General features: G+C 59.3%; 17 protein-coding genes and 9 pseudogenes. 9 read left to right on the top strand and 17 right to left on the bottom strand.

All coding sequences use genetic code 11. The features are described 5' to 3' along the window. Positions 1 to 96: 96 nt before the first annotated feature. Positions 97 to 1,321, top strand: a pseudogene (locus NKH05_RS27765) (IS5 family transposase); the annotation flags it as partial. 71 nt (positions 1,322 to 1,392) lie between these two features. Continuing rightward, a pseudogene (locus tag NKH05_RS27760) lies at positions 1,393 to 1,641 on the top strand (transposase domain-containing protein); the annotation flags it as partial. A 215-nt stretch (positions 1,642 to 1,856) separates the two neighbouring features. On the opposite strand, the gene NKH05_RS27755 reads toward NKH05_RS27760, so the two are convergent. The 5 genes and pseudogenes from NKH05_RS27755 to NKH05_RS33215 form a co-directional block, all read right to left on the bottom strand. Then, positions 1,857 to 2,852, bottom strand: coding sequence for a succinylglutamate desuccinylase/aspartoacylase family protein (locus NKH05_RS27755; protein WP_353026530.1), 996 nt, complete (start codon positions 2,850 to 2,852; stop codon positions 1,857 to 1,859). A 153-nt stretch (positions 2,853 to 3,005) separates the two neighbouring features. Then, positions 3,006 to 3,986: an aspartate/glutamate racemase family protein gene (locus NKH05_RS27750; protein ID WP_353026529.1), complete on the bottom strand. Its 981-nt coding sequence runs from the start codon at positions 3,984 to 3,986 to the stop codon at positions 3,006 to 3,008. Positions 3,987 to 3,994: 8 nt separating this feature from the next. After that, complete coding sequence (locus NKH05_RS27745) at positions 3,995 to 5,272, bottom strand: NAD(P)/FAD-dependent oxidoreductase (protein WP_353026528.1); 1,278 nt, start codon at positions 5,270 to 5,272, stop codon at positions 3,995 to 3,997. 398 nt (positions 5,273 to 5,670) lie between these two features. After that, positions 5,671 to 6,852, bottom strand: a complete 1,182-nt coding sequence (locus NKH05_RS27740; RefSeq protein ID WP_353026527.1) for a M24 family metallopeptidase — start codon at positions 6,850 to 6,852, stop codon at positions 5,671 to 5,673. A gap of 972 nt (positions 6,853 to 7,824) precedes the next feature. Continuing rightward, positions 7,825 to 7,944 (bottom strand): annotated as a pseudogene (locus NKH05_RS33215) (transposase); the annotation flags it as partial. Between the two features lie 212 nt (positions 7,945 to 8,156). Here NKH05_RS33215 and NKH05_RS33210 point away from each other — a divergent pair. Together NKH05_RS33210 and NKH05_RS27720 are read left to right on the top strand one after the other, a co-directional pair. Further along, positions 8,157 to 8,615 carry a reverse transcriptase domain-containing protein gene (locus NKH05_RS33210; protein WP_502913275.1) on the top strand — a complete coding sequence of 153 codons (459 nt, stop codon included), beginning with the start codon at positions 8,157 to 8,159 and terminating at the stop codon, positions 8,613 to 8,615. Between the two features lie 8 nt (positions 8,616 to 8,623). Continuing rightward, a complete protein-coding gene (locus tag NKH05_RS27720; protein ID WP_353026525.1) occupies positions 8,624 to 9,016 on the top strand; it encodes a group II intron maturase-specific domain-containing protein in 393 nt (130 codons plus the stop codon). Here the strand turns inward: NKH05_RS27720 and NKH05_RS27715 are convergent. Continuing rightward, entirely contained in the window at positions 9,009 to 9,242 is a 234-nt protein-coding gene (locus NKH05_RS27715; RefSeq protein ID WP_353026524.1) for a helix-turn-helix domain-containing protein, read from the bottom strand. The genes NKH05_RS27720 and NKH05_RS27715 overlap by 8 nt on opposite strands. A gap of 81 nt (positions 9,243 to 9,323) precedes the next feature. Continuing rightward, positions 9,324 to 9,651 (bottom strand): annotated as a pseudogene (locus NKH05_RS27710) (DDE-type integrase/transposase/recombinase); the annotation flags it as partial. 33 nt (positions 9,652 to 9,684) lie between these two features. Between NKH05_RS27710 and istA (NKH05_RS27705) the strand changes: the two are divergent. Next, positions 9,685 to 10,356, top strand: a complete 672-nt coding sequence (gene istA / locus NKH05_RS27705) for an IS21 family transposase (RefSeq protein ID WP_353026535.1) — start codon at positions 9,685 to 9,687, stop codon at positions 10,354 to 10,356. Between the two features lie 345 nt (positions 10,357 to 10,701). Continuing rightward, complete coding sequence (locus NKH05_RS27700; protein ID WP_353026523.1) at positions 10,702 to 11,409, top strand: helix-turn-helix domain-containing protein; 708 nt, start codon at positions 10,702 to 10,704, stop codon at positions 11,407 to 11,409. Positions 11,410 to 11,443: 34 nt separating this feature from the next. Here the strand turns inward: NKH05_RS27700 and NKH05_RS27695 are convergent. The 3 pseudogenes from NKH05_RS27695 to NKH05_RS27685 all read right to left on the bottom strand — a co-directional run. Further along, positions 11,444 to 11,791 (bottom strand): annotated as a pseudogene (locus NKH05_RS27695) (ATP-binding protein); the annotation flags it as partial. Continuing rightward, positions 11,788 to 13,020 (bottom strand): annotated as a pseudogene (gene istA / locus NKH05_RS27690) (IS21 family transposase). The pseudogenes istA (NKH05_RS27690) and NKH05_RS27695, both read right to left, overlap by 4 nt. A gap of 542 nt (positions 13,021 to 13,562) precedes the next feature. Further along, positions 13,563 to 14,006 (bottom strand): annotated as a pseudogene (locus NKH05_RS27685) (IS110 family RNA-guided transposase); the annotation flags it as partial. Positions 14,007 to 14,008: 2 nt separating this feature from the next. Between NKH05_RS27685 and NKH05_RS27680 the strand changes: the two are divergent. Continuing rightward, positions 14,009 to 15,049 (top strand): amidase, encoded by a 1,041-nt coding sequence (locus tag NKH05_RS27680; protein ID WP_353026533.1) that lies wholly within the window; start codon positions 14,009 to 14,011, stop codon positions 15,047 to 15,049. Positions 15,050 to 15,116: 67 nt separating this feature from the next. Here the strand turns inward: NKH05_RS27680 and NKH05_RS27675 are convergent, their stop codons facing one another. The 3 genes from NKH05_RS27675 to NKH05_RS27665 are packed head-to-tail and all read right to left on the bottom strand — an operon-like array spanning position 15,117 to position 15,524. Beyond that, positions 15,117 to 15,242: a hypothetical protein gene (locus tag NKH05_RS27675; protein ID WP_353026521.1), complete on the bottom strand. Its 126-nt coding sequence runs from the start codon at positions 15,240 to 15,242 to the stop codon at positions 15,117 to 15,119. Positions 15,243 to 15,289: 47 nt separating this feature from the next. Next, positions 15,290 to 15,376, bottom strand: coding sequence for a hypothetical protein (locus tag NKH05_RS27670; RefSeq protein ID WP_353026532.1), 87 nt, complete (start codon positions 15,374 to 15,376; stop codon positions 15,290 to 15,292). Then, complete coding sequence (locus tag NKH05_RS27665; RefSeq protein ID WP_353026537.1) at positions 15,351 to 15,524, bottom strand: hypothetical protein; 174 nt, start codon at positions 15,522 to 15,524, stop codon at positions 15,351 to 15,353. Before NKH05_RS27665 ends, NKH05_RS27670 begins: the two co-directional genes overlap by 26 nt. A 259-nt stretch (positions 15,525 to 15,783) precedes the next feature. On the opposite strand from NKH05_RS27665, the pseudogene NKH05_RS27660 reads away from it, so the two are divergent. Continuing rightward, positions 15,784 to 15,937, top strand: a pseudogene (locus tag NKH05_RS27660) (transposase domain-containing protein); the annotation flags it as partial. Here NKH05_RS27660 and NKH05_RS27655 read toward each other — a convergent pair. Together NKH05_RS27655 and NKH05_RS33205 are read right to left on the bottom strand one after the other, a co-directional pair. Next, positions 15,912 to 16,166 carry an FMN-binding negative transcriptional regulator gene (locus tag NKH05_RS27655; protein ID WP_353026519.1) on the bottom strand — a complete coding sequence of 85 codons (255 nt, stop codon included), beginning with the start codon at positions 16,164 to 16,166 and terminating at the stop codon, positions 15,912 to 15,914. The pseudogene NKH05_RS27660 and the gene NKH05_RS27655 overlap by 26 nt on opposite strands. Positions 16,167 to 16,575: 409 nt before the next feature. Next, positions 16,576 to 16,815, bottom strand: a complete 240-nt coding sequence (locus tag NKH05_RS33205; protein WP_502913274.1) for a hypothetical protein — start codon at positions 16,813 to 16,815, stop codon at positions 16,576 to 16,578. 74 nt (positions 16,816 to 16,889) lie between these two features. On the opposite strand from NKH05_RS33205, the pseudogene NKH05_RS27645 reads away from it, so the two are divergent. Next, positions 16,890 to 18,321, top strand: a pseudogene (locus NKH05_RS27645) (IS1182 family transposase). Between the two features lie 242 nt (positions 18,322 to 18,563). Here NKH05_RS27645 and NKH05_RS27640 read toward each other — a convergent pair. Both NKH05_RS27640 and NKH05_RS27635 read right to left on the bottom strand, forming a co-directional pair. After that, the gene (locus tag NKH05_RS27640) at positions 18,564 to 20,249 is read right to left on the bottom strand and encodes an acyl-CoA dehydrogenase family protein (RefSeq protein ID WP_353026517.1); all 1,686 of its coding nucleotides are present in this window, start codon (positions 20,247 to 20,249) and stop codon (positions 18,564 to 18,566) included. Beyond that, complete coding sequence (locus NKH05_RS27635; protein ID WP_353026515.1) at positions 20,246 to 21,478, bottom strand: CoA transferase; 1,233 nt, start codon at positions 21,476 to 21,478, stop codon at positions 20,246 to 20,248. Before NKH05_RS27635 ends, NKH05_RS27640 begins: the two co-directional genes overlap by 4 nt. Positions 21,479 to 21,540: the final 62 nt, after the last annotated feature.

Here is a 21,540-nt window from a genome sequence, read left to right as displayed (position 1 = left end):
ATCATCGCGTCTCCCCAAAGAAAGCTTGACCCCAGCACTCCGGTGCTCAGGTTCTCCTGGCTGCCGGATGCGCACGTCTGCGGTCTTCACCGGATGCGTACGATCGACTGGCCGGTTCTGGAGGAGCGCTTCGGTGCGGTCTATTCGGACGGACCGGGCATGCCGCCGCTGCCGACACGGCTGATGGCGGGCCTGGCGATCCTGAAGCACACCTTCAACTTGTCGGACGAGGAGATGTGCGCCCGCTGGGTGGAGAACCCCTATTTCCAGTATCTGTGCGGCGAGGAGTTCTTCCGCCACGAACTCCCCTTCGATCGCTCGTCGATGACGCGCTGGCGCCAGCGCATGGGCGAGGAGCGGGTCACGGCTCTGCTGCAGGAAAGCCTCAGCATTGCGGTCAATACCGGGGCGATGAAGCCGGCCGACACGCGCCGGGTGATCGTGGATACCACCGTGAGAACGTGATGTTCCCGACCGATGCCAAGCTCATCCACCGAGCGCGCGAACGGCTGGTGCGGCTGGCCAGACAGGCAGGGCTGGATTTGCGCCAGACCTATGTGCGGGTCGGCAAGCTGGCGCTGATAAAGCACCAGCGCTATGCGCACGCCAAGCAGTTCAAGCGGGCCAACAAGGCGCTGCGCAAGCTGAAGACCTATCTCGGCCGCACCATTCGCGACATAGAGCGCCAGATCGACGGCGAAGAGGAGTTGGACGCGATCTTCAGATGGCCGCTCTACCAGGCTTCGACGGTCCTGGAGCAACGTCAGCGCCAGCGCGGCCGCAAGATCTACAGCCTGCACGCTCACGAGGTCGAGTGCATCGGCAAGGGCAAGGCGCATGCACCTTACGAGTTCGGCGTCAAGGTGTCGGTCGCCACTCAAAGGGCGGCCAGTTCGCCCTGCACGCAAAAGCGCTGCCGGGCAATCCTTATGACGGCCACACGCTCGCGAGCGTCATCCCCGAGATGGAAAAGACCATCGGCAACGAGATCGGCCGCATCCTGGCCGATGCCGGATACCGCGGCCACAATGCGCCACAGACCCACAAGTTCAGGGTCTTCACCGCCGGCCAGAAGCGGCGCGTCACACCGGCCATCAAGCGCGAAATGCGAAGACGCTCGGCGATCGAGCCCGTGATCGGCCACATCAAGGCCGAGCACCGCATGGGCCGCAACTACCTCGCTGGCGAACAGGGCGATGCAGTCAACGCCATCCTCGCCGCCGCAGGCTACAACTTCTCGCTGCTGCTCAACTGGTTCAAGCAGCTTTTGTGGCTGCTCATCGCCGTCATCCACAGCCGACCGAAACCGCTCGCAGCCTGATACGCGTCATTGTTCACGACCGACTAATCGGCATGTTCACATAACGCCTTCTATGGAAATATTTCCATAGTCGCCGCATCTGGACCTTCGCCGGTTCCCAACGCGGCGACGACCGCGCCGCCGTCATGCTTACCCTCATCACCACGGCACGCCTCAACGACGTCGACCCGAATGGCTGCCTTGCCGACGTCCTGGCCCGCATTGCCGATCTTTTCGCCTCGCGCCTGCACGAACTACTGCCCTGGAATAGAAGCGCCTGCGTGAGGCCGCCAAGCCCGCCGATCAGCAGGCTGCCTGATTATCACGCAACGTCATCATAGAGCCCGCCGCGCCAACGCGTGCGTGACAATCATGCGGCCTTCGCCGTCTTCGCCGTATGTGTACCAACCTTTACAGCCGACTGTGGTTAGAATTTTCATGAGGTTGTCGGACGAGGCTCATCTCGACGAGCGTTCTTCCTTCCTACAGGTAGCTCGATTTCAAGACGCCCTCGCAGGTATTCTCAGCTGATTTCTTCGTCAATGTGCACTGAGGCTCAGGGTTTGAGCGGCCTCGCAAGGAACGCTACCTTTTGATTGACGTCGACATGGATTCCAGATTTTATAGCGCAAACGATAGACGTCGTGGGGGCGCGAATATCGATCGCATCAGCCAACAGTGAATCCATCGGATACACGACCCCTATGAGATCCCCCTGCTTCACTTCATCCAGCACGGAGCAGCGAGGTTCGAAGATGCCGCGTGCCGGCGATTTCAACTCGTCAGACAAGAGCGTTTCAAGTGTCTTGCTGGCTTTCCGTTGACGGAAGGTCGGACACTCGGCTTTTCCCTCGACGAGTCCGAGCGCGATAAGACCGTTGCGTACCCCAGCTTCGTAGATCGCCAGAGCTTCCGCGCTGACGGTGCCGCCGCCGAATTCGGTGCAAATGAAGACCTTGCCTTGGCGATGCACCCACATGTCGAACATTCCATTTGTGTCGGGGTGTTCCCAGAGCAATGTCACGGGAAATTTGAATGCCTCTGCCAATTGGAGCGTCTTGGCCATGAGATCGGCATCAGCAATGGGATGCGTGATGACTGCTGGTGGAAAATCCCATGTCGGTCCGAAACTGTGCAAATCGAATACGGTGTCGGCCTTTGGCAACAACAGGCGCGAAACGGCATCGGCGATGCGTTCAGTTACCGATCCGCCGGCGCGGCCGGGAAACACGCGATTGAGATTCAAGCCGTCGATCGGCGAGTCTTGGCTCCATGCCTGCACCGCCGGCAGATTGAGCATTGGTACGATGATAACGCTTCCACAGGTTTGCGCTTTGGGCAGCCAGTCAACAAGCCGCCGTGCCACGATTGGTCCTTCCAATTCATTGCCATGATTTCCGCCAGTGACAAGGAGGCGCGGTCCCTCCCCTTTATTGAGGCTGAAGACCGGAAGCGAAATAGCTTCGCAGTCGTCGCCTTTGGGGACAACAAGATGCCCCGTGGTCATGCCAGGCGTGTCGAGATCGAACGTTAGGTATGGTGTTTCGCTCATAGTTAGCCGACCTTGTGTGTTGAGATAGCGAACGCTAGAGGTTCGCTTTCCCCGCTTCAAATACAGTTTCCATATTATAGGGATCTGGCCGCACGATGGACTTACTTTCTGGCACGCCTCGTCCAGGCAACGCTTTTACGAAGACAGGCTAGCCTAGCAAACGGCCGCAAGCGTTAGCCGGCATAGGTCCGTAATGTCATAGGTGGGTAACCCTGTATGGCGGCGAAGTGCGTTCGTGACATAGGGGAACCCCGTGCATTCCATCAGCAGCATCCCGATTTCAGGATGCTCAGCGCGAAGTTGCGTCACGCAAGCGGAAACCTCCTTCTCAATCTGATCGACTATGGTTGGGATTGGAGGACGCATCAAAGCGTTGCGGAGAAATTCGCCGCCTTCGACGCCGCCGACGACCACTCTCGCTCGATCTCTCGGATTATCGAGACTAAGCAGGTCTTCCCCGAAATGTCTTGAATCAGCGGTCACCACGGCAAGCTTATGAGGATGCGCCAACTGTCGCAGCAAGGTCGGAACCAAGAGCAGGCTAGACATCACAACGGGAACATCGACGGCAGCGGCAACCGCCGCTTGATGTCGGACGAAAAAGCCACAGTCAGAAGAAATTACGGCTGCCCCTCGTTCGACCAAGCGTCTAGCGGCTGCCACGCACGCGCCTTCGAGCGGCGGGTAACCACGAATGACCATATCCGGCCATGCTCCCTCCACGAGTTCCGTCACGATTGGGCGGTCAAAGGTCGTTGGGTTCAGCAAGCCACCGGGCCGCGGAACTAGCGACGAACTCTCGGCTGGCACGCCTTCATCGAGCTCAAGAATTCCAAGTGCACGGCGGTTTTGAAACATCATGGTTGGACCACTAAAGAAAGAACTCAAGGGTTCGCTTCCAAGCTGGCGAATTTCCTTACGTTCTGTTGTACTTTGATCGGCATTGCGGCCGGTCGGCGAAATTTCTTCCTCTCGCTTCGCGGGTTTTCCCCCGCGGCTCTTCAATCGTTCTCCAGTCGGTACCCTGATATTGATCCTTTCGGCTTCGTCAAAACATTTTTTGTCGGCTATCAGCTTGCCATTCTCCTTGACGAGCCGGGCATGGCTCTGCGGATTCGGCAGCCCCAGAGCCAAACGTTGCTTTATCCCATTGACTTCACAGCGGCTCTCGGTCGGAACGAGCGAAGAGGCGCGAAAGGAGCTGGATCCATAGAGAGCACTCTTTTATCGATCATCTCAGCGAGCAGCTTTCCGGAAGTTGGCCCGAGTGTGAGACCGTAATGGCCGTGGCCAAAATTAAACCATAGTCCCTGATGGCCAGGAGCTGCACCGATCATCGGCAATTGATCAGGAAAAGTGGGCCGACGTCCAAGCCATGGCGAAGACTCTAAGGGTTCGGCGATTGGGAATAGCTCTCTTGCAGGACCAAGGACTCCTTTCACAAGCATATCGCTCGCTGGTGCGTCAAAGTGGTCTAGCTCCACACCCACACACAGTCTTATGCCCTGATCCATAGGTGAAAGCACGAAGCCATACTCATCATCCTTTACTGGACGAGTTAGGCTTGCGCCATCTTTGGGTTGAAAATGAAGATGATAGCCTCGCTTCGAGCCGAGCGGTAAATTATAGCCGAGTGGCTCCAATAGCTTCTTTGACCAGGGACCTGCCGATATGACGACATTTCGTGACTGTATAGTGTCGTTCAATGACTCCACATCCCACGTACCGTTTTTGTGCCGCCGGAGCTTGGTGACGCACATCTGCCGAAACTCACCGCCGGAGCGCACAAGCGCTTCTACATAGGCTTTGACAAGCTGGTCAGGAGCTTGTGTATGATATGTTCCCGGCCAATACAGACCTCCAGCCGCACCTGGCTTCAGAAACGGCTCAAGTTCAGCTATTTCCTCGGTCGAGATAATTCTGAACGGATAATCGCACGCAAGCGCCAAACGTTTATCGCGTGAGATTGCACTGAGCTTTGCTTTGTCCCGGATGATTGAAAGGTATCCCACATCGCGCAGCAAGTGAGACGCACGTGATAGACTCGCGAGGCACAAGTGCTCAGCGATCGCATTCGAGAAGAGTGGTTGAGACTGCAAGGCAATGCGCCACAAATTCGAGTCCGAGGACGCCCGCCAAAAAGCCCACAACCAAGGGAGAGTGCTTGGCAGGGCGAATAGATTCTGACGAAAATACGGTACTCGGTTCAGAAGAAGCTGCGCTAGTTGCAGAGGGTGCCTTGGAATTGTTATTTGAATATTCAAGCCAGAAATAACGCCTGCATTGCCGTAAGAAGTTTCCGACCCAGGTGGCTGCCGATCAACCAAAATGACCTTACGGCCAAGCCTCTGGAGTTGGAGCGCGGTTGCAGCCCCGACCATTCCTGCTCCAACGACTACAATGTCAGCGACGTCGCTCATTGAGAGGGTCCTATAGAAGCATCCATTTCGGCTGGAAGCTGTTTGAGCCGCTTGGGTAGATAAGGCCAGGGTAAAGCGGGCAAGGAGTGTGACCACCAACATAGGCAATGACCGGATCGAAGTAACGGGGCCTCTATGGCTAAGGTCGACTCGCCGAAAATGGGGATCGGATTAGCGAAAATCGCAACGCAAGCTCGTGGCAATGCAGGTAGGGCTGCTGGTGCGGCTTTTTCAGTTCCCATCAGTCGTGCGGGCACAGACACCGCGACCAGCCGCGCCGGCGGTCCCATTTTAGCTATACCCAACGCACTGATGCGACGCCGCCCCGCTTGCTGCAAGCCGACTGCATGCTACAGCCAACTTTTGACCGAGGTCGACGTCGCCAATGCATAGCTGAATTATTCGATTATGATTAATTTGCGGGGACTGTTCGACAGAACTTCCGGCTTTCCTTCGGTTATCATTAGGCTTTCAGTAATCTCAATACCCCAGTCGCCGTACCAGAGACCAGACATAAAATGAAAGCACATTCCTGGCTTAAGTTCCGTGTGATCGCCCTTACGGAAGCTTGCCGACGCCTCGCCCCAGCCAGGCGGGTAGGCCATTCCGATTGAGTAGCCGGTTCGCCCTTCCTTCTTTAGGCCGTGGCGCGCAAGTTCGTTGAAGAATGCTAATGCCACGTCTTCGCAAGTCTTGCCGGGCACAAGCTGCTCAAACCCAGCTTCCATTCCTCCAAGGATTGCCTTCTCGGCATCGAGAATCTTCTGGGGCGGCTTTCCCAGATAAAACGTTCGAGACAGCGGGACATGATAACGCTTGTAAACGCCAGCCAATTCGAAAAAGATGCTTTCGTTTGGCATTATAGGACGGTCGGTCCAGGTCAGATGAGGAGCCGCTGCATTCGCCCCGGCGCCGATCAGCGGAACGGCGGCAGAATAGTCACCCCAAAATCCTTCGACACCGCGGATTCCCGCATCGCAAATTTCAGCGACGAGATCGTTCTGTCTCATTCCCGGACGAAGAATTTCCTCGATGCGCTCATATATCGCAGTGATAATCTTGCCGGCACCGCGCATGTATTCCATCTCGCGGGCAGACTTCACAATACGCTGCCATTTCACCAGCCGCGTGGTGTTCTTGAACTTTGCGTTCGGAAGGCTCGCCTCAAGGGCCTCAAAAGCCGCATGGGTGAAGTACGGCACGTCCATTTCAATACCGATCGTCGACGAGCCCCATCCGCTACTGGTGATCAACTCCCCAAGCACGGTCATTGGATGGAAGTCGTCAGATTGAACGTAATAGTCTTCATAGAACTTAATGCACTCTTCGCCGAGATAGGTCGTCTTTCTTGCACCGTTCGCATCCAACTTGCGACCGAACCAGATCGGCGGTCCATCAAGTCGAACAATCGCGCATTGGTGAACGTAGAATGACCAACCATCATAACCCGTCAGCCAACCAATGTTTGCGGGATCGGTGACGATGAGCAAGTCGACTCCTGCTCGCTCCATCGCCTTTTGGGTCTTGGCCAGGCGCTCCTGATATTCTGAAACCTCAAACCGCAATTCAGCTGTAGTCATTTGGTACTCCTGTTGTGCGATCAGCAACTGATACGCCGTCATTAGTCTGGGCCTTGCTACGAGGCTCTCATCCCTCGATAACTCAAAGTGTTCCGTTTCAACAGATTCATTGCGACAGACAATTTTAGCTCGCCCCGCTACGCCCAAAGGGTCCAGTGAATGCTAATTAGGAACTGAGGGATGATATCCAGTCACACAGCGGCATGGCCAATATAAAATCAACGGGTATCCCATCGCGTTTTGATATGATCATTTGCATTACAGCGAAAGCTGAACCCCATACCGAGACCAGCGGGCGTGCGGCCCGGCAATCAAAGTGAGAGTGCCTTCTCCCGGATTGTCGCGCTACTCGGGCGCTCTGAGAATGAATACCGACGAGCCGCTCATGGCTGAATATGTCAGGCCCGAATGCAGTAATTCGACAGGGGTGAAAGATATCGACCTGTTGCAGTGTTTTGATTAGGGTCGGGACTTCGGAAACGGGGCCATCCCAGTCAAGCGTTTTTGGACGAGCGTGATCATCCGCCTGCAGGCGGACGTATTGGCGACTTGATGCTGAGCAGCGCAGTGTGTGCTTGAGCCGCCGCCTTCGTGTGAGATCACCCCGGGTGCATGCTTCGGTCCGTGGTCAGCGCGCGGGCTGCCAACATGATGCTGGTTCGATACAGTTTCCGATGTGCCCATCTCATTGGCGCGCTCGACGAAGATCGGCGACAGTCCAGACCTCGGCATCATCGGAACCGCGTCCCTGGGGGGACCTCGAAGGCCTGCGGTCAAGCAGGCAACAGTGGGAGCTTCAGTTCGTTATGCCTCTTGCGGGATGATCGGCGCCTCTGCCTGGAAGGCGGTGCCATCGACCCAGATTCGGTGAAGGATCACCCCAATGCGCCGAGCGAGGGCGACCATGGCGCGCTTCCGACCACGGCGGCGTGCGATCTGTGCAGCCCATGCTCTCGACCATGTCGAGCGCCCCCTGTTCATCATGACGGTCGCGGCCTGACAAAGCGCGCGGCGCAGGTTGACGTCTCCGGCCTTTGTGATGCCGCCCGATACATCACGTTCGCCAGACTGGTTGCGTGAGGGTGTCAGGCCGACCCAAGAGCACCTTTTTCAACGTCGTGAATCGGCGGGATCATCCACGGCAGAGCGGAAAGTCAGCGCCACGACTGCGCCGGTTCCCAGGCATGGACATCAACCGATGGCATACCAGGTCGTCCTGAGCGAGCTGGCGGACGCGTCGTTCCAGTTCCGCCAGTTCGCGCCGCAGAGACGCCCGCGCCATCGGTTGCCGAGGGTACGGCTATGTGGTTGACCTCGACCTCGAAAGATTTTTCGACCGGGTCAATCACGACAGCCTGATGGCGCGCGTTGCCGCGAGGGTGTCCGATAAGCGTGTGCTCAAACTCATCCGAGCATTCCTCAATGCAGGGGTGATGGAGGACGGCCTGGTCCGTCCGGTGGACAAACGGACCCCGCAAGGCGGTCCTCTCTCGCCCCTCCTTGACGACCTCGACAAGGAACTGACCCGACTGTGGTCACCGCTTCTGCCGTCACGCGGACGACTGCAACATCTATGTTCGCAGCTGCCGCGCCAGCGAACGGGTCATGGCTTCCGTCAGCCGGTTCCTGACCAAGAAGCTGCGGCTGAAGGTCAACGAGGCGAAGAGCGCGGTGGCGCGACAGGAGGAGCGGAAGTTCCTGGGGTTCAGCATCTCGAACGCGGCGCATCGCGCCAAAAGCTCTCGACAAATTTAAGACGCTGATCCGGGACATGACACGCCGGACCCGGGGCGTAAGTCTGCCGCAGCTAGTCAAAGAGCTGAAGCCATACCTCGTCGGTTGGCGCGGCTACTTGTTCTGCCAGACGCCTCGAGCACTCACACACTTGGAAGCGTGGATCCGCCGAAGACTACGCATGTATCTCTGGCGGCAATGGGGAACGGGCACAACCGCTTCAAGAAACTGCGCCGTCAGGGCGTACCAAAGTTCGGAGCTGCGGCTGCCGCCGGTTCACGGGGGCGGGATTCTGGCGCATGTCAGGACACCCGGCGGTCCAAATCGAGGAATGCAGTCGAGCGCTGCTGCCTGCGGGGCTCTTCCAGAGCGTTCTCGTCACTGTGCGTTCAATTGGGTAATCCGCGCCGGCAATCGGGCGATCACCTAGCAAATCCGCGACACACAACGAAACGCGTGGCCGCCAGCCTGCACAAAAAAACCGATGCTGGGGTTCGCTTTCCCCTGCTCCAGCGCGACAACAGTTCCCTTGGAAACCCGGTGAGCTTTGCCACTCGGTCCAGCGTCAGGCCTTGGTCACGCCGCAGGCCCCGGAGCTTTGATGCTATCGCCTGGCCCAGTTCCTGCTCTCTATCAACAGCTGAAATGTCGGTCATTATATGATGCCGGTACGGTCAATATAAGGCTGTTTCGCAAAATTCTCAGTAGGCTAGAAGCGTGCTTATCTCTGGACATAACTATGCTGCGAGCTCCGCAAAGACCTGAAATGGCGAGCGGTTGTCGTTAGCAAACTGGTCCTTGCGGATAATATGGGCCACTTCGATACCCGCGATTGTGGCTGAGGCGGAATGAAATGCTTTGAAGCCGATCATTGGGGCTTGGTGATCCGTTTGATAAAGCGGTGATCCTGCTCAAGGATGTTATTGAGATATTTGATCTGATGGATTTCTATGATCTCGCCCGTTCCGGTGAATTCAAGATGGTATTGACAGCTTGAAGTCCGGCCAGATTGGCACCGCTCTTATCAATCACAACCCGTTCTGGAACGCCGTTTTCGTTGATCGAGACACCGGCGAGATCCGTGAGGCGGAGATCTTTGTGGCGGTCTTGGGAGCGTCCAGCTTCCCCTATGCCGAAGCAACCTGGATCCAGACACTGCCTGATTGGATTGGTTCACACGTCAGGATGTTTCGTTTCTTTCATGGCGTTCCCCGCCTGGTCGTCCCCGACAATCTGAAGTCGGGCGTCAGCCGCGCCAGCTTCTACGATCCCGAGATCAACCGCAGCTACGGCATGATGGCATCCCACTATGGCGTCGGCGTTCTTCCGGCACGGCCAAGAAAGCCTCGGGATAAATCGAAAGTGGAAAATGGAGTGCGTTTCGTCCAGTCATGCATTCTGGGGCGGCTGCGCAACCAGACCTTCTTCTCGCTGGCCGAGGCCAATGCCGCCATTCGCCAGGCACTCGATCGCATCAATGATCACGTCATGCGTCGGCTGGGCGTCAGCCGCCGGCAATTGTTTGAGAGCGTCGAGCGTGCTGCGCTCGCAAGCGTTCCGAGCAAAGACTACGAATTCGCCGAGTGGCGTTTGGCCCGCGTCTCGACGGATTACCATGTCGAGTTCAAGACCTTCTTTTATTCCGTGCCGCACAGCCTCATTCGCCAGCAAGTCGATCTGAGAGCAACGGCACGCGATCGAGATCTTCCACCGCGGCAAGCGCATTGCCGTCCATCAGCGCCGCTATGGCGGCCCTCGTCATGGGACTGATCCGGATCATATGCCCAGCTCCCACCGGCGATATGCCGAGTGGACGCCGGATCGTTTCCGTCGCTGGGCCATCCGTCGGCCCCGAGACGGAAGGCTTGTTGTCGCGATCCTCGCCAGCCGCCCACATCCTGAACAAGGCTTTAGAACATGCCTGGGTGTCCTGCGCCTGTTTCGCGATATCACACGCGATCGCGCCGAAGCCGTGTCAGCCCGCGCTGTCGAGATCGGTGGGCTGAACTGCAAGAGCATCGCCTCGCTTGTCGCCAATCACAACGCCGCAAGGCATTCCACCGAACCGACCGCCATCGTCGATCACGCCAATCTGAGTGGCCCTGGCTACTTTCATTGAGGAGACACACCAGTCAGGACGAGCTTGACGCGCTCGACCGCCACAAGCCTGAGGCTCTGGGAGAAGAGGAACGGCGGAGCCTGCTGCGCGTGGGCGCCGATCTCGAACTGGCATGGCATCATGCCAACGCCACCGCCACCACGCGCAAGCGGATCATCCGTGCCGTGATCCGCGAGATTGTCGTCGCCATCGAAGACGACCACATCAAAATGCTGGTGCATTGGCAGGGCGGCGACCATACCGCGCTTTCGGTCAGGAAGAACAAGGCAGGCCATCACCGTTGGGGCGCCCCGCCGGACATCGAGGACCTGATCCGTGCCCTGGCACGCCAATTGCCGGATAGAGCGATCGCATCGCTTCTCAACCGGCTCGGCAAAACCACGGGTCGTCTGAACGGATGGACGCAGTCCCGTGTCTGCACTTTCCGCAACCAGCACGACATCGCCGTCTACAAAAAGGACGAACGGTCGGAGCGCGGCGAGTATACATTGCAGGAAACGGCTGCGAAGCTCGGCCTGCGGCCAATGACCGTGCTGCGCATGATCCGCGCCGGCGATCTGAAGGCCGAGCAGTATTGCAAGGGTACGCCCTGGATCATCCGTCATGAAGATATCGAGCAACTCGATATCCAGCACCATTCCGGCAGGAGCGGACACAGTCCATTATCACAATCACAGGATCAGCAGATCCAGCTTTTTCAATAACATAGCGAGGTGTGCATTATGTCGTGGGATCGGTTGGGCCGAGGAAGTGGACGACCTCGCAGCGGGCGACGAAGCCGAGTTGGGCGAGCGTGAAGATTCGATCGCGGTCGAGCGAGGGCTGGAAAGAGAAGTCGAAGCCGGCGAGCGTCTTGATCGTGGCCAGGCGCCCCATGCGCAGTGCCGTCTTGATCCGGCTGTTCTCGCGCAGGGTCAACTCTTCCGAGAGGAGGATGTCCATGGCTTCGAGGGCGGCGATCTCGCCTTTCTCGAGCCGGCGCACGACATGATCGAGCGCTTCGAGCGCCCGCGGCATCTTCAGGCCGACGAGGTCGTGGCGGATCCGGTCGATGGTGGAGGGCGTGGTGTCGAGCGCGTTCGTCATGGACGTTGCTCCTTCGCCATCACCCGGGCGACGGCGTCGTAGAAGGCCAACGGGCGCTGAGCGACCCTGTCGCCCGAGCCATGAAGAATGACCTCGTCGTTCCTCAGTCTTTGTCGGCGCTTGGATGTTGCGATGACCCGGCTCGACATGACGCTGGTGCCGGCCTTCGAGAATAGGATGGGTGGCAATCAGTGCGCCGTCCTCGAAGATGCGCAACTCTTCGGCCAGCGTGTGTACCTCGACGACACGGCGCCTGGTGGCGTCGGGCACGCTGTAGAAATTGCCGCCGACGCTGACCATGCCCTCCCGGCTGATACGTCGCTCGAGCTTCAGGACCGATCGGAACGGAGCCAACGGCAGCGGCCGGAGCCTTCGTTGACGACACGCCGTGTGGTTGCGTGAACTCTCGGGTTTGCGACCGTGTCCAGCCAGTGACGCAACTGCGCATTCAAGTCTTCGAGGTTGCGAAAGGACCGGGCCAGGAAGAAGTCCTCGCGAATGTAGCGGAACGGTCGCTCGACCTTGCCTTTTGTTTTGGCGCGGTAAGGCCGGCAGGCCTTGGGATGGAAACCATAGTGGCGGGCAAGATCGACGAGGGCACGGTTGTAGACGATGCCGCCGGTATCGCCTTCGCCGATCACAGCCGTCTTCATACGGTCGTAAAGCACTTCGCGAGGAGCGCCGCCCAACGCCTCGAAAGCCCCAGCATGGCAGCGCAAGACAGTCGGCAGATCCTGGTGGACGACGGAGCGTGCCCAGATAAGGCGACTGAAGCCAAGCACCATGGAGAATAGCCAGACGATTCTCGGCGTGGTCGGCTCATCGGTAAAGACGACATTGAACTGGGCGAAGTCGACCTGCGCCTGCTCGCCGGGCGGGGTCTCGAAGCGAACCTCGTATCCACGCTCCGCCGCGGCAGGACGGACGTCGCGCAGGAAGTCGGTGACGGCCGTGTAGCCGCCGCCATAGCCGAGGTCCTTCAGTTCCCGGAAAAGCCGGCTGCCGGTGAGTCCGGGATATCGCGTGACCCGTTCGCGAAGATAGGCCGTGAAGGGATCGATCACCGCCTGACGCGGCTTGCGCGGTCCGTAGGCCGGAGCCTCGAGCCCGCGCTCAATGTATTTGCGCACCGTCTTGCGGTCGATCCCGCTCTCCCTGGCGATCGCCGACACCGACAGGCCCTGCCGATGCAAATCCAGTATCATCATCATCTCCCCGATCTTGATCACCGAAATCCCTCTCCCGACCATCAGGAGAAGCATCAACGATTACGCGCCGCCGGTCTCCCGGAGCGCGCTCCGGGTCCCCGGGGGCAGCGCTATACTGGGGAATTTTACTTCGGCACTTCTGGGGAGTATTGAGCCGGCATCGACAAAGATAACATCGAGGAGACGCTGAGCTTCTATCGGCTGCCGCTAGCTCACCACAAGCACATGAAGTCGACGGATGACATCGACAACCCAAATTTCGACTTTTTCGATTCCTGTTGCGTTTCTTTGTTCGGCTCAGGTGAGCCTGTTTCTTCGTCCCGGCCCACAGGATTTCCCACGCGAGCGTGTCGAGACGCAGTCAAGGCTGGCCGGTGCGATGGCGCCACGGCCGGCTGCGAGGTTTCCAGGCCACGCCTTGACGGCGTCGAGCACGGCGCCATTCTGGAGCGGACCGAGGGCGTCGGTCGTGCCGCCACATTTCCTTGTGCTATATTTGTCCGGCACGGACGACCACGTGGCAAAGAGTGGTGCGAGAGGATGAGAGTGCCGCCACGCAGCCGTTATAGTCGTTCCTCGTTTGTGGCGTCCGTGCGCCGCTTCGGCCCTCGTGACCGCCAATGCCGAACCATTAGCTCGTAGGCACGTTCGGCATTCTCGGCCGCGGCTTTCTCGCTGTTTCGCAACTCCTTCACGTTGTAGGCGTAAGCCGAACCGCGGCGACCGACACCGCGCTCGCCCGGCGCGCCGGCCTTGAGAGCGAGCTGCCTCTGCTTTGCCGCCACCAGCGCCGGGCGAGCCCAGAAGTAGTCCTGCTCCTTTGTCAGCAGATGCCAGATCAACACGGCTAGCTTGCGGGCGAGTGCCACGGCTGCGACCTGATGACCACGCTTGTTACGGATGCGTAGGAAGAAGGCCCTGAGCGGTCCGGGCGCCTTCGCCGCCGCCCAAGCGGCCTCGACCAGCATGGCGCGGGCATGGGAACGCCCATGTTTGCTGATCCGGCCCCATTCTCAATGGCATCACTGGCAATCCATGGGATCTGCAACTCTCAGCTGGAGGCTCGTCTGGAGGGGCTGCGGCCGCGGTGGCCGCCGGCATTACTCCCGTTGCCCACGGCAGCGATGGCGGCGGATCGATTCGCATCCCGGCGTCCTGGTGCGGCCTGATCGGGCTGAATCCGTCCCGCGGACGTGTTTCAGGTGGGCCGAACAACCGGGCGCATCTCATGGCTGTGGTCGAGCGTTTGTTCTGTGTCGAACTGTCCGCGATATGGCCGCCGCTCTGGACATCTTTTCCGGCCCCATCCCGGCGATCCGTTTATCATCGTCCAGCCAAACCGTCCTTATGTGGACGACTCTCTAAGCCCACCGGTCGTCTGCGGGTTGGGGTGGCGAGCACGAGTTGGGGCACCATCAAACTCGATCCTGAAGTGTTGCATGCTGTCGAGGCGACGGCAGCACTTTTACAGGAGATGGGGCATACAGTAACAGACATCGACACGCCCTTTGAGCCCGATGAGTACAGCAGCAGATACCTCGACCCAACGTTCGCGAAATCGCTCGAACGAGCGGCGCGGGCCATGGGGCGAGAGATCAACGCGGACACCTTGGAGCCGGTCAATCTCAAACGGTATGAATTTTGCCGCGATTTACCTCCGTCCCGAGCAGTAGACGTACAAGAGGTGCTCCGGAAAATGCGTTTCTGCGTAGGCGGGGCGATCCATGCCTTCGACATTCTGCTGACCCCTACAATGCCAATCGTGGCCGTGGCGCAGGGAGGCATCTACTCTGCGACAAACCCGGCGGTTTCCGCAGAGGATTACGTCCGAAATGATACAGATATTTGTCAGTATACTGGTATCTTCAATGTCACCGGACAGCCTTCGATTTCCTTGCCGTTGGCACAAAGCGCCAGCGGGCTGCCGATCGGTCTTCAGATCGTTGGCCGTTTTGGCGACGAGGCCACGCTGGTCCGTGTCGCTCGCGATCTAGAGGAGGCTAGGCCCTGGAGCCACCGCCGACCGAAGATTCAAGCGGGGAACAGCTGACAATCACCTTGAAAGAACCAATTCTGAAGCGAGCTATCTTCCTCGGAATAGGCTACCTTACGCGACATTAGGCGATCACAACCAAGGGGTGCGCAATATCGCTCAATTCGACGAGCAGGCAGTTCGCGCATATAGTTGCATTGATGAGATCGAGTGTGATCTCGATCTCCAACGCAACGATCGCTTTGACCATCGAGCCAATGAAATCCTTCGCGCGTCGCCCATCTTCCAGAGAACTGTCTACGTTGCTTCGTGTTTGTGCGTAAGCTTCGCGACATTCCTACGGACATATCGCTCATCGTCATGGACTTTTACTAGTCCGTGCACATGCACTACCAAATAATTCCAGGTCGGCACCTGTTTGTGGAATTCGTGCTTGCTCGGATTGATCAAGCCCGAGGCGCAGCATTTCGAGCATTGTCCAATATGCGGGCAGGATTTCGACATGCGCTATCTCGGCCAGGTCCTTCATCATTTTGAGCTCCCATGAGCCGTTGCAGCCTGTGAGATGAAAAGCCCGTGCCTCCGGGAGAGGACGCGGGCAAAGGTCTGTTGGGAGAGAAGATTGACGCAATCTTGGTGTGGAGTCATTCCACGACCAGCGCATCGGCAAATAGATGAAAGCCCGCGCCCCGTGGAGGGGAAGAGGACGTGGGCTGATCGGAAGGAGCGATCCGATCTCGCAGCGTGTCTGCACGGGGAATAATGCTGTAGGAGCCGGATGTCGCGCCTAACGGACATGGGCCACAATCGCCACGCTGCTGACCACCGCCAAGATGAATCAGATCGATCCGCAACGCCTGGCTCACCCAGACCCTCGAGCGCATCGCCAATGGCTGGCCAAACAGCGATATCGAGGCGCTCATGCCTTGGCACTACCAGCGCTAAACGGCATCAGCTGCCCGCTTACGCTCGGATACCAGTTTGGCGAGATGTAAGCTTCGGCTGCGCGAAAGACGACGAGAACTTCATCACCATCTGCGAGCTCCTGCCAAACCGGATTGATGCGCGAGCAGTTCAGGCGAGGCAATGCGCCATGGAAGCCAAACGTCAGCGCGGCAGACCCGCCTCCTACGCGCCAATCAAAAACACGCACGAACTTGTCGCGGAGCGACAATCAGAAACCGACGATCCTCTTGCCAGCGACAATCATAGTGATAATTTGCCCGTGACCGCGACACAAGAATCTCATCCAGATTGTCGCTCGCGTCTCATCCTGATCCTCGCGCTATAGGGCACAAACTCAATAGCTGACTGTCCGGTGAAATAGGGGCAACTCCACCTTGGCCGAGCGGTTCGAAATCCTCACCGCCTGATTGACGTTGCATCAATGCCTCTCTGTGCCCCTATTCAGTCGTTGCAGCGAACCCTGCATTTGGCGCGTCGAGCAGATGAGCATCGAGCGGCGCCAACTTGGCGGCAGTCTGCGAGATCGGCGCGCTGTTGAACTGTTTTCGGGTTGACGAACAGTGTCACGATAACCAGGTCGGCGTTGCGATCGCGGCGTGCATCAGGCTCAGATGGCCTTAATGCAAGGCACACATAGTCGGCACCACAGCGAAGTTCAGGCCATTCTGACGCCAAGCCGCGATAGCCGTGCGCAACTCTGCGACGGTTAGTGCGATCGGAATGCTCATGCTCCCATTGACCGTTCTTGGCGCATCGCCGAATAGATGCTCGGCCGCTAGAAAGCGGCGGTCGCGCACTTCCTGCGCATAGGCGGCGATCCCTGCCTCGGCGATCTCACCGGGTTCGGCATAGCGCATGACGAATTTGGACCGAGCCTGTGTGGAAACGGGTTGATTTGATAGAGTGATTCCCGATCAGCGAGGGGAGTCGGATGAAGCGATTTGTCGAGGGCGAGCATCGCCGGCAAGCGACACTGCTTCCCGAGTGCCTGGATGATTACGTGACGCAAGCCAATCCGGTCCGGGTCATCGAAGTCTTCATCGACGAACTCGACCTCGGCGCCGTGGGCTTTGCCGGGGTCGTGCCGGAAGCGGCCGGGCGGCCTGCCTATCATGCCGCGACGCTGCTGAAGATTTATCTCTACGGCTACCTCACCGCATCCAGTCGAGCCGCCGGCTCGAGCGGGAGACCCAGCGCAACGTCGAGCTGATGTGGCTGACCAGCCGGTGATGCCGGACTTCAAGACGATCGCCGACTTCCGCCGCGACAATGGGCCGGCGATCCGCGCGGCCTGCGCCCAGTTCGTCGTGCTGTGTCGCCAGCTCAGTCTGTTCACCCGGGCTGTCGTGGCCATCGACGGGAGCAAGTTCAAAGCCGTCAACACCCGCGACAAGAACTTCACTGTCGCCAAGGTCGCCAAGCACATTGAGCAGGTCGAGGCCAGCATCGCGCGCTATCTGGTGGCGCTCGACCGCGCGGACCGGCAGGACGATGATGTCGCCGAGGCCAAGACGGTGCGCCTCAAGGAGAAGATCGAGGGCCTGCGGCGGCAGATGCAGTCCCTCAAGGCGCTGGGCAAGCAGGTCGAGGCCGCTCCTGACAAACAGGTCTCCCTGACCGATCCTGGCGCCCGGTCGATGGCGACCAGCGGCAAGGGCACCGGCATTGTCGGCTACAATGTCCAGACGGCCGTCGATGCCGAGCACCATCTGATCGTCGCGCACGAGGTGACCAATATTGGCAGCGACCGGGCGCAACTGACCTCGATGGGGCAAAAGGCGCGGGATGCTACCGGGTGCGAAGAGATCACTGGCCGACCGCAGCTATTACAACGGCGACGAGGTGCTGGCCTGCGGGCAGGGGAATTTTGCCCTGCATTCCCAAGACACAGACATCCGGCAACGCCAAGCGCGGCCTCTTCACCGTGGCCGACTTCATCTACGACGCCGGGATCGACCGCTACACCCTGTCCGGCCGGCAAGCACCTGACCAGAGGAAGGTGCGTTCAGACCGCCGCGACATTATCGATCACTATCGCAATCTCACCGCCTGTTCGTCCTGCGCGCTCAAGTCCGGATGCACGCCCGACAAGCACAAGCGCCTGAAGCGCTGGGAACACGAAGGCGTCCTCGACAAGATGCAGGACAGGCTCGATCGCATGCCGGACGCCATGACCATCCGGCGGCAGACCGTCGAGCACCCGTTCGGAACGCTCAAGGCGTGGATGGGCAGTACCCATTTCCTGACCCAAGACCCTCGAAAACGTCAAAACCGAGATGAGCCTGCAGGTACTCGCCTACAACATGAAGCGTATGATCAACATCTTCGGCGTCAAGCCGTTGATAGCGGCAATCGCCGCCTGATCCACGCCCCGCCAGCAGCCTCATCGCTGCCACACTCAAAAGAGCGGCCGCCATACGCAATCTGCAATCGCCGTTTTCACACGACCTCGACCAGAAGTCGCCGAAGATGCCAACATGTCGTCGACGATTAGGATCTGCTCGTCACAGACCTCCTCGGTACCTCAGGGACGAAGTGGCGGGCTCCTGATGCGTTTTTTGACAGATACTTTCGAAACGCTGAGGAAAGTTTGCAACGCTCCAACCTAGATTTGCTGCCCCGGCTGCTGTTGCAGCATGCCCCGGGCGATGACGTGGGCTTGGATCTCGGCCGCGCCTTCAAAGATGTTCAGGATCCGGGCGTCGCAGAGGATCCGCGAGATCTCGTATTCCAGAGCGTAGCCATTGCCGCCGTGGATTTGGAGCGCGGTGTCGGCGTTCGACCAGGCAACGCGCGCGGCGAGCAGCTTTGCCATACCGGCCTCGATGTCGCAGCGTGTGCCTAAGTCCTTTTGGCGGGCGGCGAAATAGGTCATCTCACGGGCCATCACCGTCTCAGTGATCATCATGGCAAGTTTGTCGTGGACCCGTGGGAAGGCGACGATCGATCGGCCGAATTGCCTGCGCTCCAGCGCATAGCGTAACCCCAACTCGAACGCGCGACGCGCAACGCCAACGGCGCGGGCCGCGGTCTGGATGCGCGCGCCCTCGAAGGTTCGCATCAACTGGCGGAAGCCTTGACCTTCCACCTCACCGAGCAGGCCACCGGGCGGGATGACGAAGCCGTCGAAAGCGATATCATATTCGCGCATCCCTCGATAGCCAAGGACCTCGATCTCGCCTCCACTTATGCCGTAAGACGGGAAAGGCTCGTCCCGGGTGCCGCGTGGCTTTTCAACAACCAGCATGGAAAGTCCATCGTGCGTGGTCGAGGCTGGATTGGTACGGGCTAGCACCGTCATTAGATCGCTACGCGAAGCGTGCGTTATCCACGTCTTGTTGCCGTTGATGACCCAGCCGCCGTCAGGCGTTTTGACCGCCCGGGTCTTCAGACTCGCCAGATCAGATCCCGTGTCCGGCTCGGTGAAAACCGCGGTCGGCAAGATTTCTCCCGAGGCAATGCGGGAAAGCCAGCGCTGCTTCTGCTCGGGCGTGCCGGCGGCTGCAATAAGCTCGCCGGCGATCTCCGAGCGCGTGCCGAGCGAGCCGGTCGCAATCCAGGCCCGGCTCAGCTCTTCGGTCACGACACACATTGCGAGCTTGCCAAGGCCCAGTCCGCCGAACGCGGGATCGATACAGATGCCGAACACGCCCAGTTGCGCCATCTCAGTGACGATCTCGGCCGGAACCAGCTCGTCCCTCAGGTGCCAGCCATGGGCATTGGGCAAGATGCGCTCGTCGGCGAAGCGCCGCATCTGGAGCCGGATCATGTCGAGGTCTTCGTCACCAAGCTTTTCACTCACCGCCTCTCCCTGGGCGGCCAGCGAGACAAGTTCCTCGCGGTGCGTGGGAGAATTGCCATGAGCCATGAAGGACGCGACCGAGGGCTCGCGCAGGAGCGCGAGCGCCTCGGCGGTGGCGCCAAGTTCCGCCGGGCGGAGGATCTCGTTTTGACTCATAGGCAGGCCGCCTATGAGCTGGCCAAGATACTCGCCAAACCCGATAGCGATCACGAGTTCGTCGCCACGCTGTAACGTCCCTTCGCGCAAATGGCGCGTGCCCCAGGCCGCAACCGCATTGAGCGTAGCCACCGACGTTGCCAGCCAGGCGAACCCGTGGGCCACGCGCTGAGAGCGGTCAAGCAAGCGCGAGTCAACCTTTCCTTGGGAAGCAACCAAGGTTTGGACCTTTTCGCGGACGGAAGCGACGTAGCGTTCAGCCGCGGTCACGGCATCGTTCGCCAACGCGATAAGGGTGGCGCCTGAAGCGAACTCGAGAGGATCGGCCGTCACGCATGTGCTCCTGGACTCTGGACGACGCCGCTATCATGCAAGGCGGCAATCTCGTGGCTGGGCAGGGCGAGAACGCCGGCCAGCACTTCTTCCGTGTGTTCTCCGAGGTTCGGGGCCCGTACCGGCGTCTGGCGCTGAAGCCCCCGGAAGGTCGCGGGATAGCCTGGCGTTGGATAGGTGTGTCCGCTGATGTGGTCCACGTCTGTGAAGAGCTCGCCTTCCGGCAGGAAGGGTTTCTCCTTGGCGACCGCTTCCGACAATGTGCGATATGGCCCCCAGCATGCGCCGGCTTCATCAAGGCGCACTGTCAGGTGAGCGGCCGAGCTCGTTGAAACTGCATATTCGACCAACACGCCTAGGCGATCACGGTGCTCATAGCGCAGCCCCTCGTCCTGTGCGAACGAGACACCCAGTTCAGCCTCGAGCGTAGCGACCCCGGCCTGAATGGCGAGAGCCTCCACCAGCCCACTCCATTGGCGGCTGGTAATCGCCACGATCATCAGCCGCTGGCCGTCCGCCGTGACAAAATCGCGGCCGAAGGCTCCGAAGAGGTCATTGCCTATCTTCGGGCGATCCCGTCCGTTTACGACCACCTCGGCCACCTGGCCCAGCGTACCGAGCGTGGCGGCGGCGATGTTGCTCAGCGGGACACGGATCTCCTGCCCTAGTCCGGTGCCACGACGACACATGAGCGCGGCAAGGACGCTTGTCGCCGCAGTCGACCCGGCCAGAAGGTCCCAGGCCGGCAGAACGTGATTGACAGGATCGTCGGGCTTCTCGGCAGGGCCGGTCATCATCGGGACGCCCATAGCGCAATTGACTGTATAGTCGACAGCATTGCCGCCGCCGGCATGGCCCATGATACGCGCCGTAATCAGGTCCGATCGGCGCGCTGCCAGCCGATCATGCGAAAGAAATCCGGCCACCGGATAGTTAGTGACGAAAATGCCGCCGCCTTCGCCCGGGGCAGTCACCAGAGCCGCGGCAAGCTCGCGTCCCCGAGGGTCCGCGAGATTGATGGCAATGGATTTCTTCGACTTGTTGAGACCTTCCCAATAGAAGCTGCCGCCGCCGGGAGAGCGTGGCCAACGATGGAAATCTGGCCCGCCGCCAACCGCGTCGAAGCGAATGACCTCAGCGCCCAGCTGGGCGAGCGAGAGAGCGCAGAAGGGAGCGGCAATGAAGGATGCGCCTTCGATCACCCGTACACCATGAAGAAGTTCGTACATCGCGGCTTAACCTACCAATTTCAGCTCACCTCATGCTGGAAATGACCACGCCCATCAAGGAA

Source organism: Mesorhizobium sp. M1399, from assembly GCF_040317735.1.
GTDB lineage: Bacteria > Pseudomonadota > Alphaproteobacteria > Rhizobiales > Rhizobiaceae > Mesorhizobium.
Note: the sequence above shows the minus strand (reverse complement) of the source record. Positions and strands in the feature narration are given on the sequence as shown.

Bases quoted from the DNA above. Each gene is read 5' to 3' on its own strand.
- NKH05_RS27665 (WP_353026537.1), bottom strand. From the start codon at position 15,524: ATGATGAAGGACCTGGCCGAGATAGCGCATGTCGAAATCCTGCCCGCA.
- NKH05_RS27755 (WP_353026530.1), bottom strand. From the start codon at position 2,852: ATGAGCGAAACACCATACCTAACGTTCGATCTCGACACGCCTGGCATG.
- NKH05_RS33205 (WP_502913274.1), bottom strand. From the start codon at position 16,815: ATGCGCTATGCCGAACCCGGTGAGATCGCCGAGGCAGGGATCGCCGCC.
- NKH05_RS27675 (WP_353026521.1), bottom strand. From the start codon at position 15,242: ATGGTCAAAGCGATCGTTGCGTTGGAGATCGAGATCACACTCGATCTC.
- NKH05_RS27745 (WP_353026528.1), bottom strand. From the start codon at position 5,272: ATGAGCGACGTCGCTGACATTGTAGTCGTTGGAGCAGGAATGGTCGGG.
- NKH05_RS27635 (WP_353026515.1), bottom strand. From the start codon at position 21,478: ATGTACGAACTTCTTCATGGTGTACGGGTGATCGAAGGCGCATCCTTC.
- NKH05_RS27715 (WP_353026524.1), bottom strand. From the start codon at position 9,242: ATGACCGACATTTCAGCTGTTGATAGAGAGCAGGAACTGGGCCAGGCG.
- NKH05_RS27720 (WP_353026525.1), top strand. From the start codon at position 8,624: ATGACACGCCGGACCCGGGGCGTAAGTCTGCCGCAGCTAGTCAAAGAG.
- NKH05_RS27740 (WP_353026527.1), bottom strand. From the start codon at position 6,852: ATGACTACAGCTGAATTGCGGTTTGAGGTTTCAGAATATCAGGAGCGC.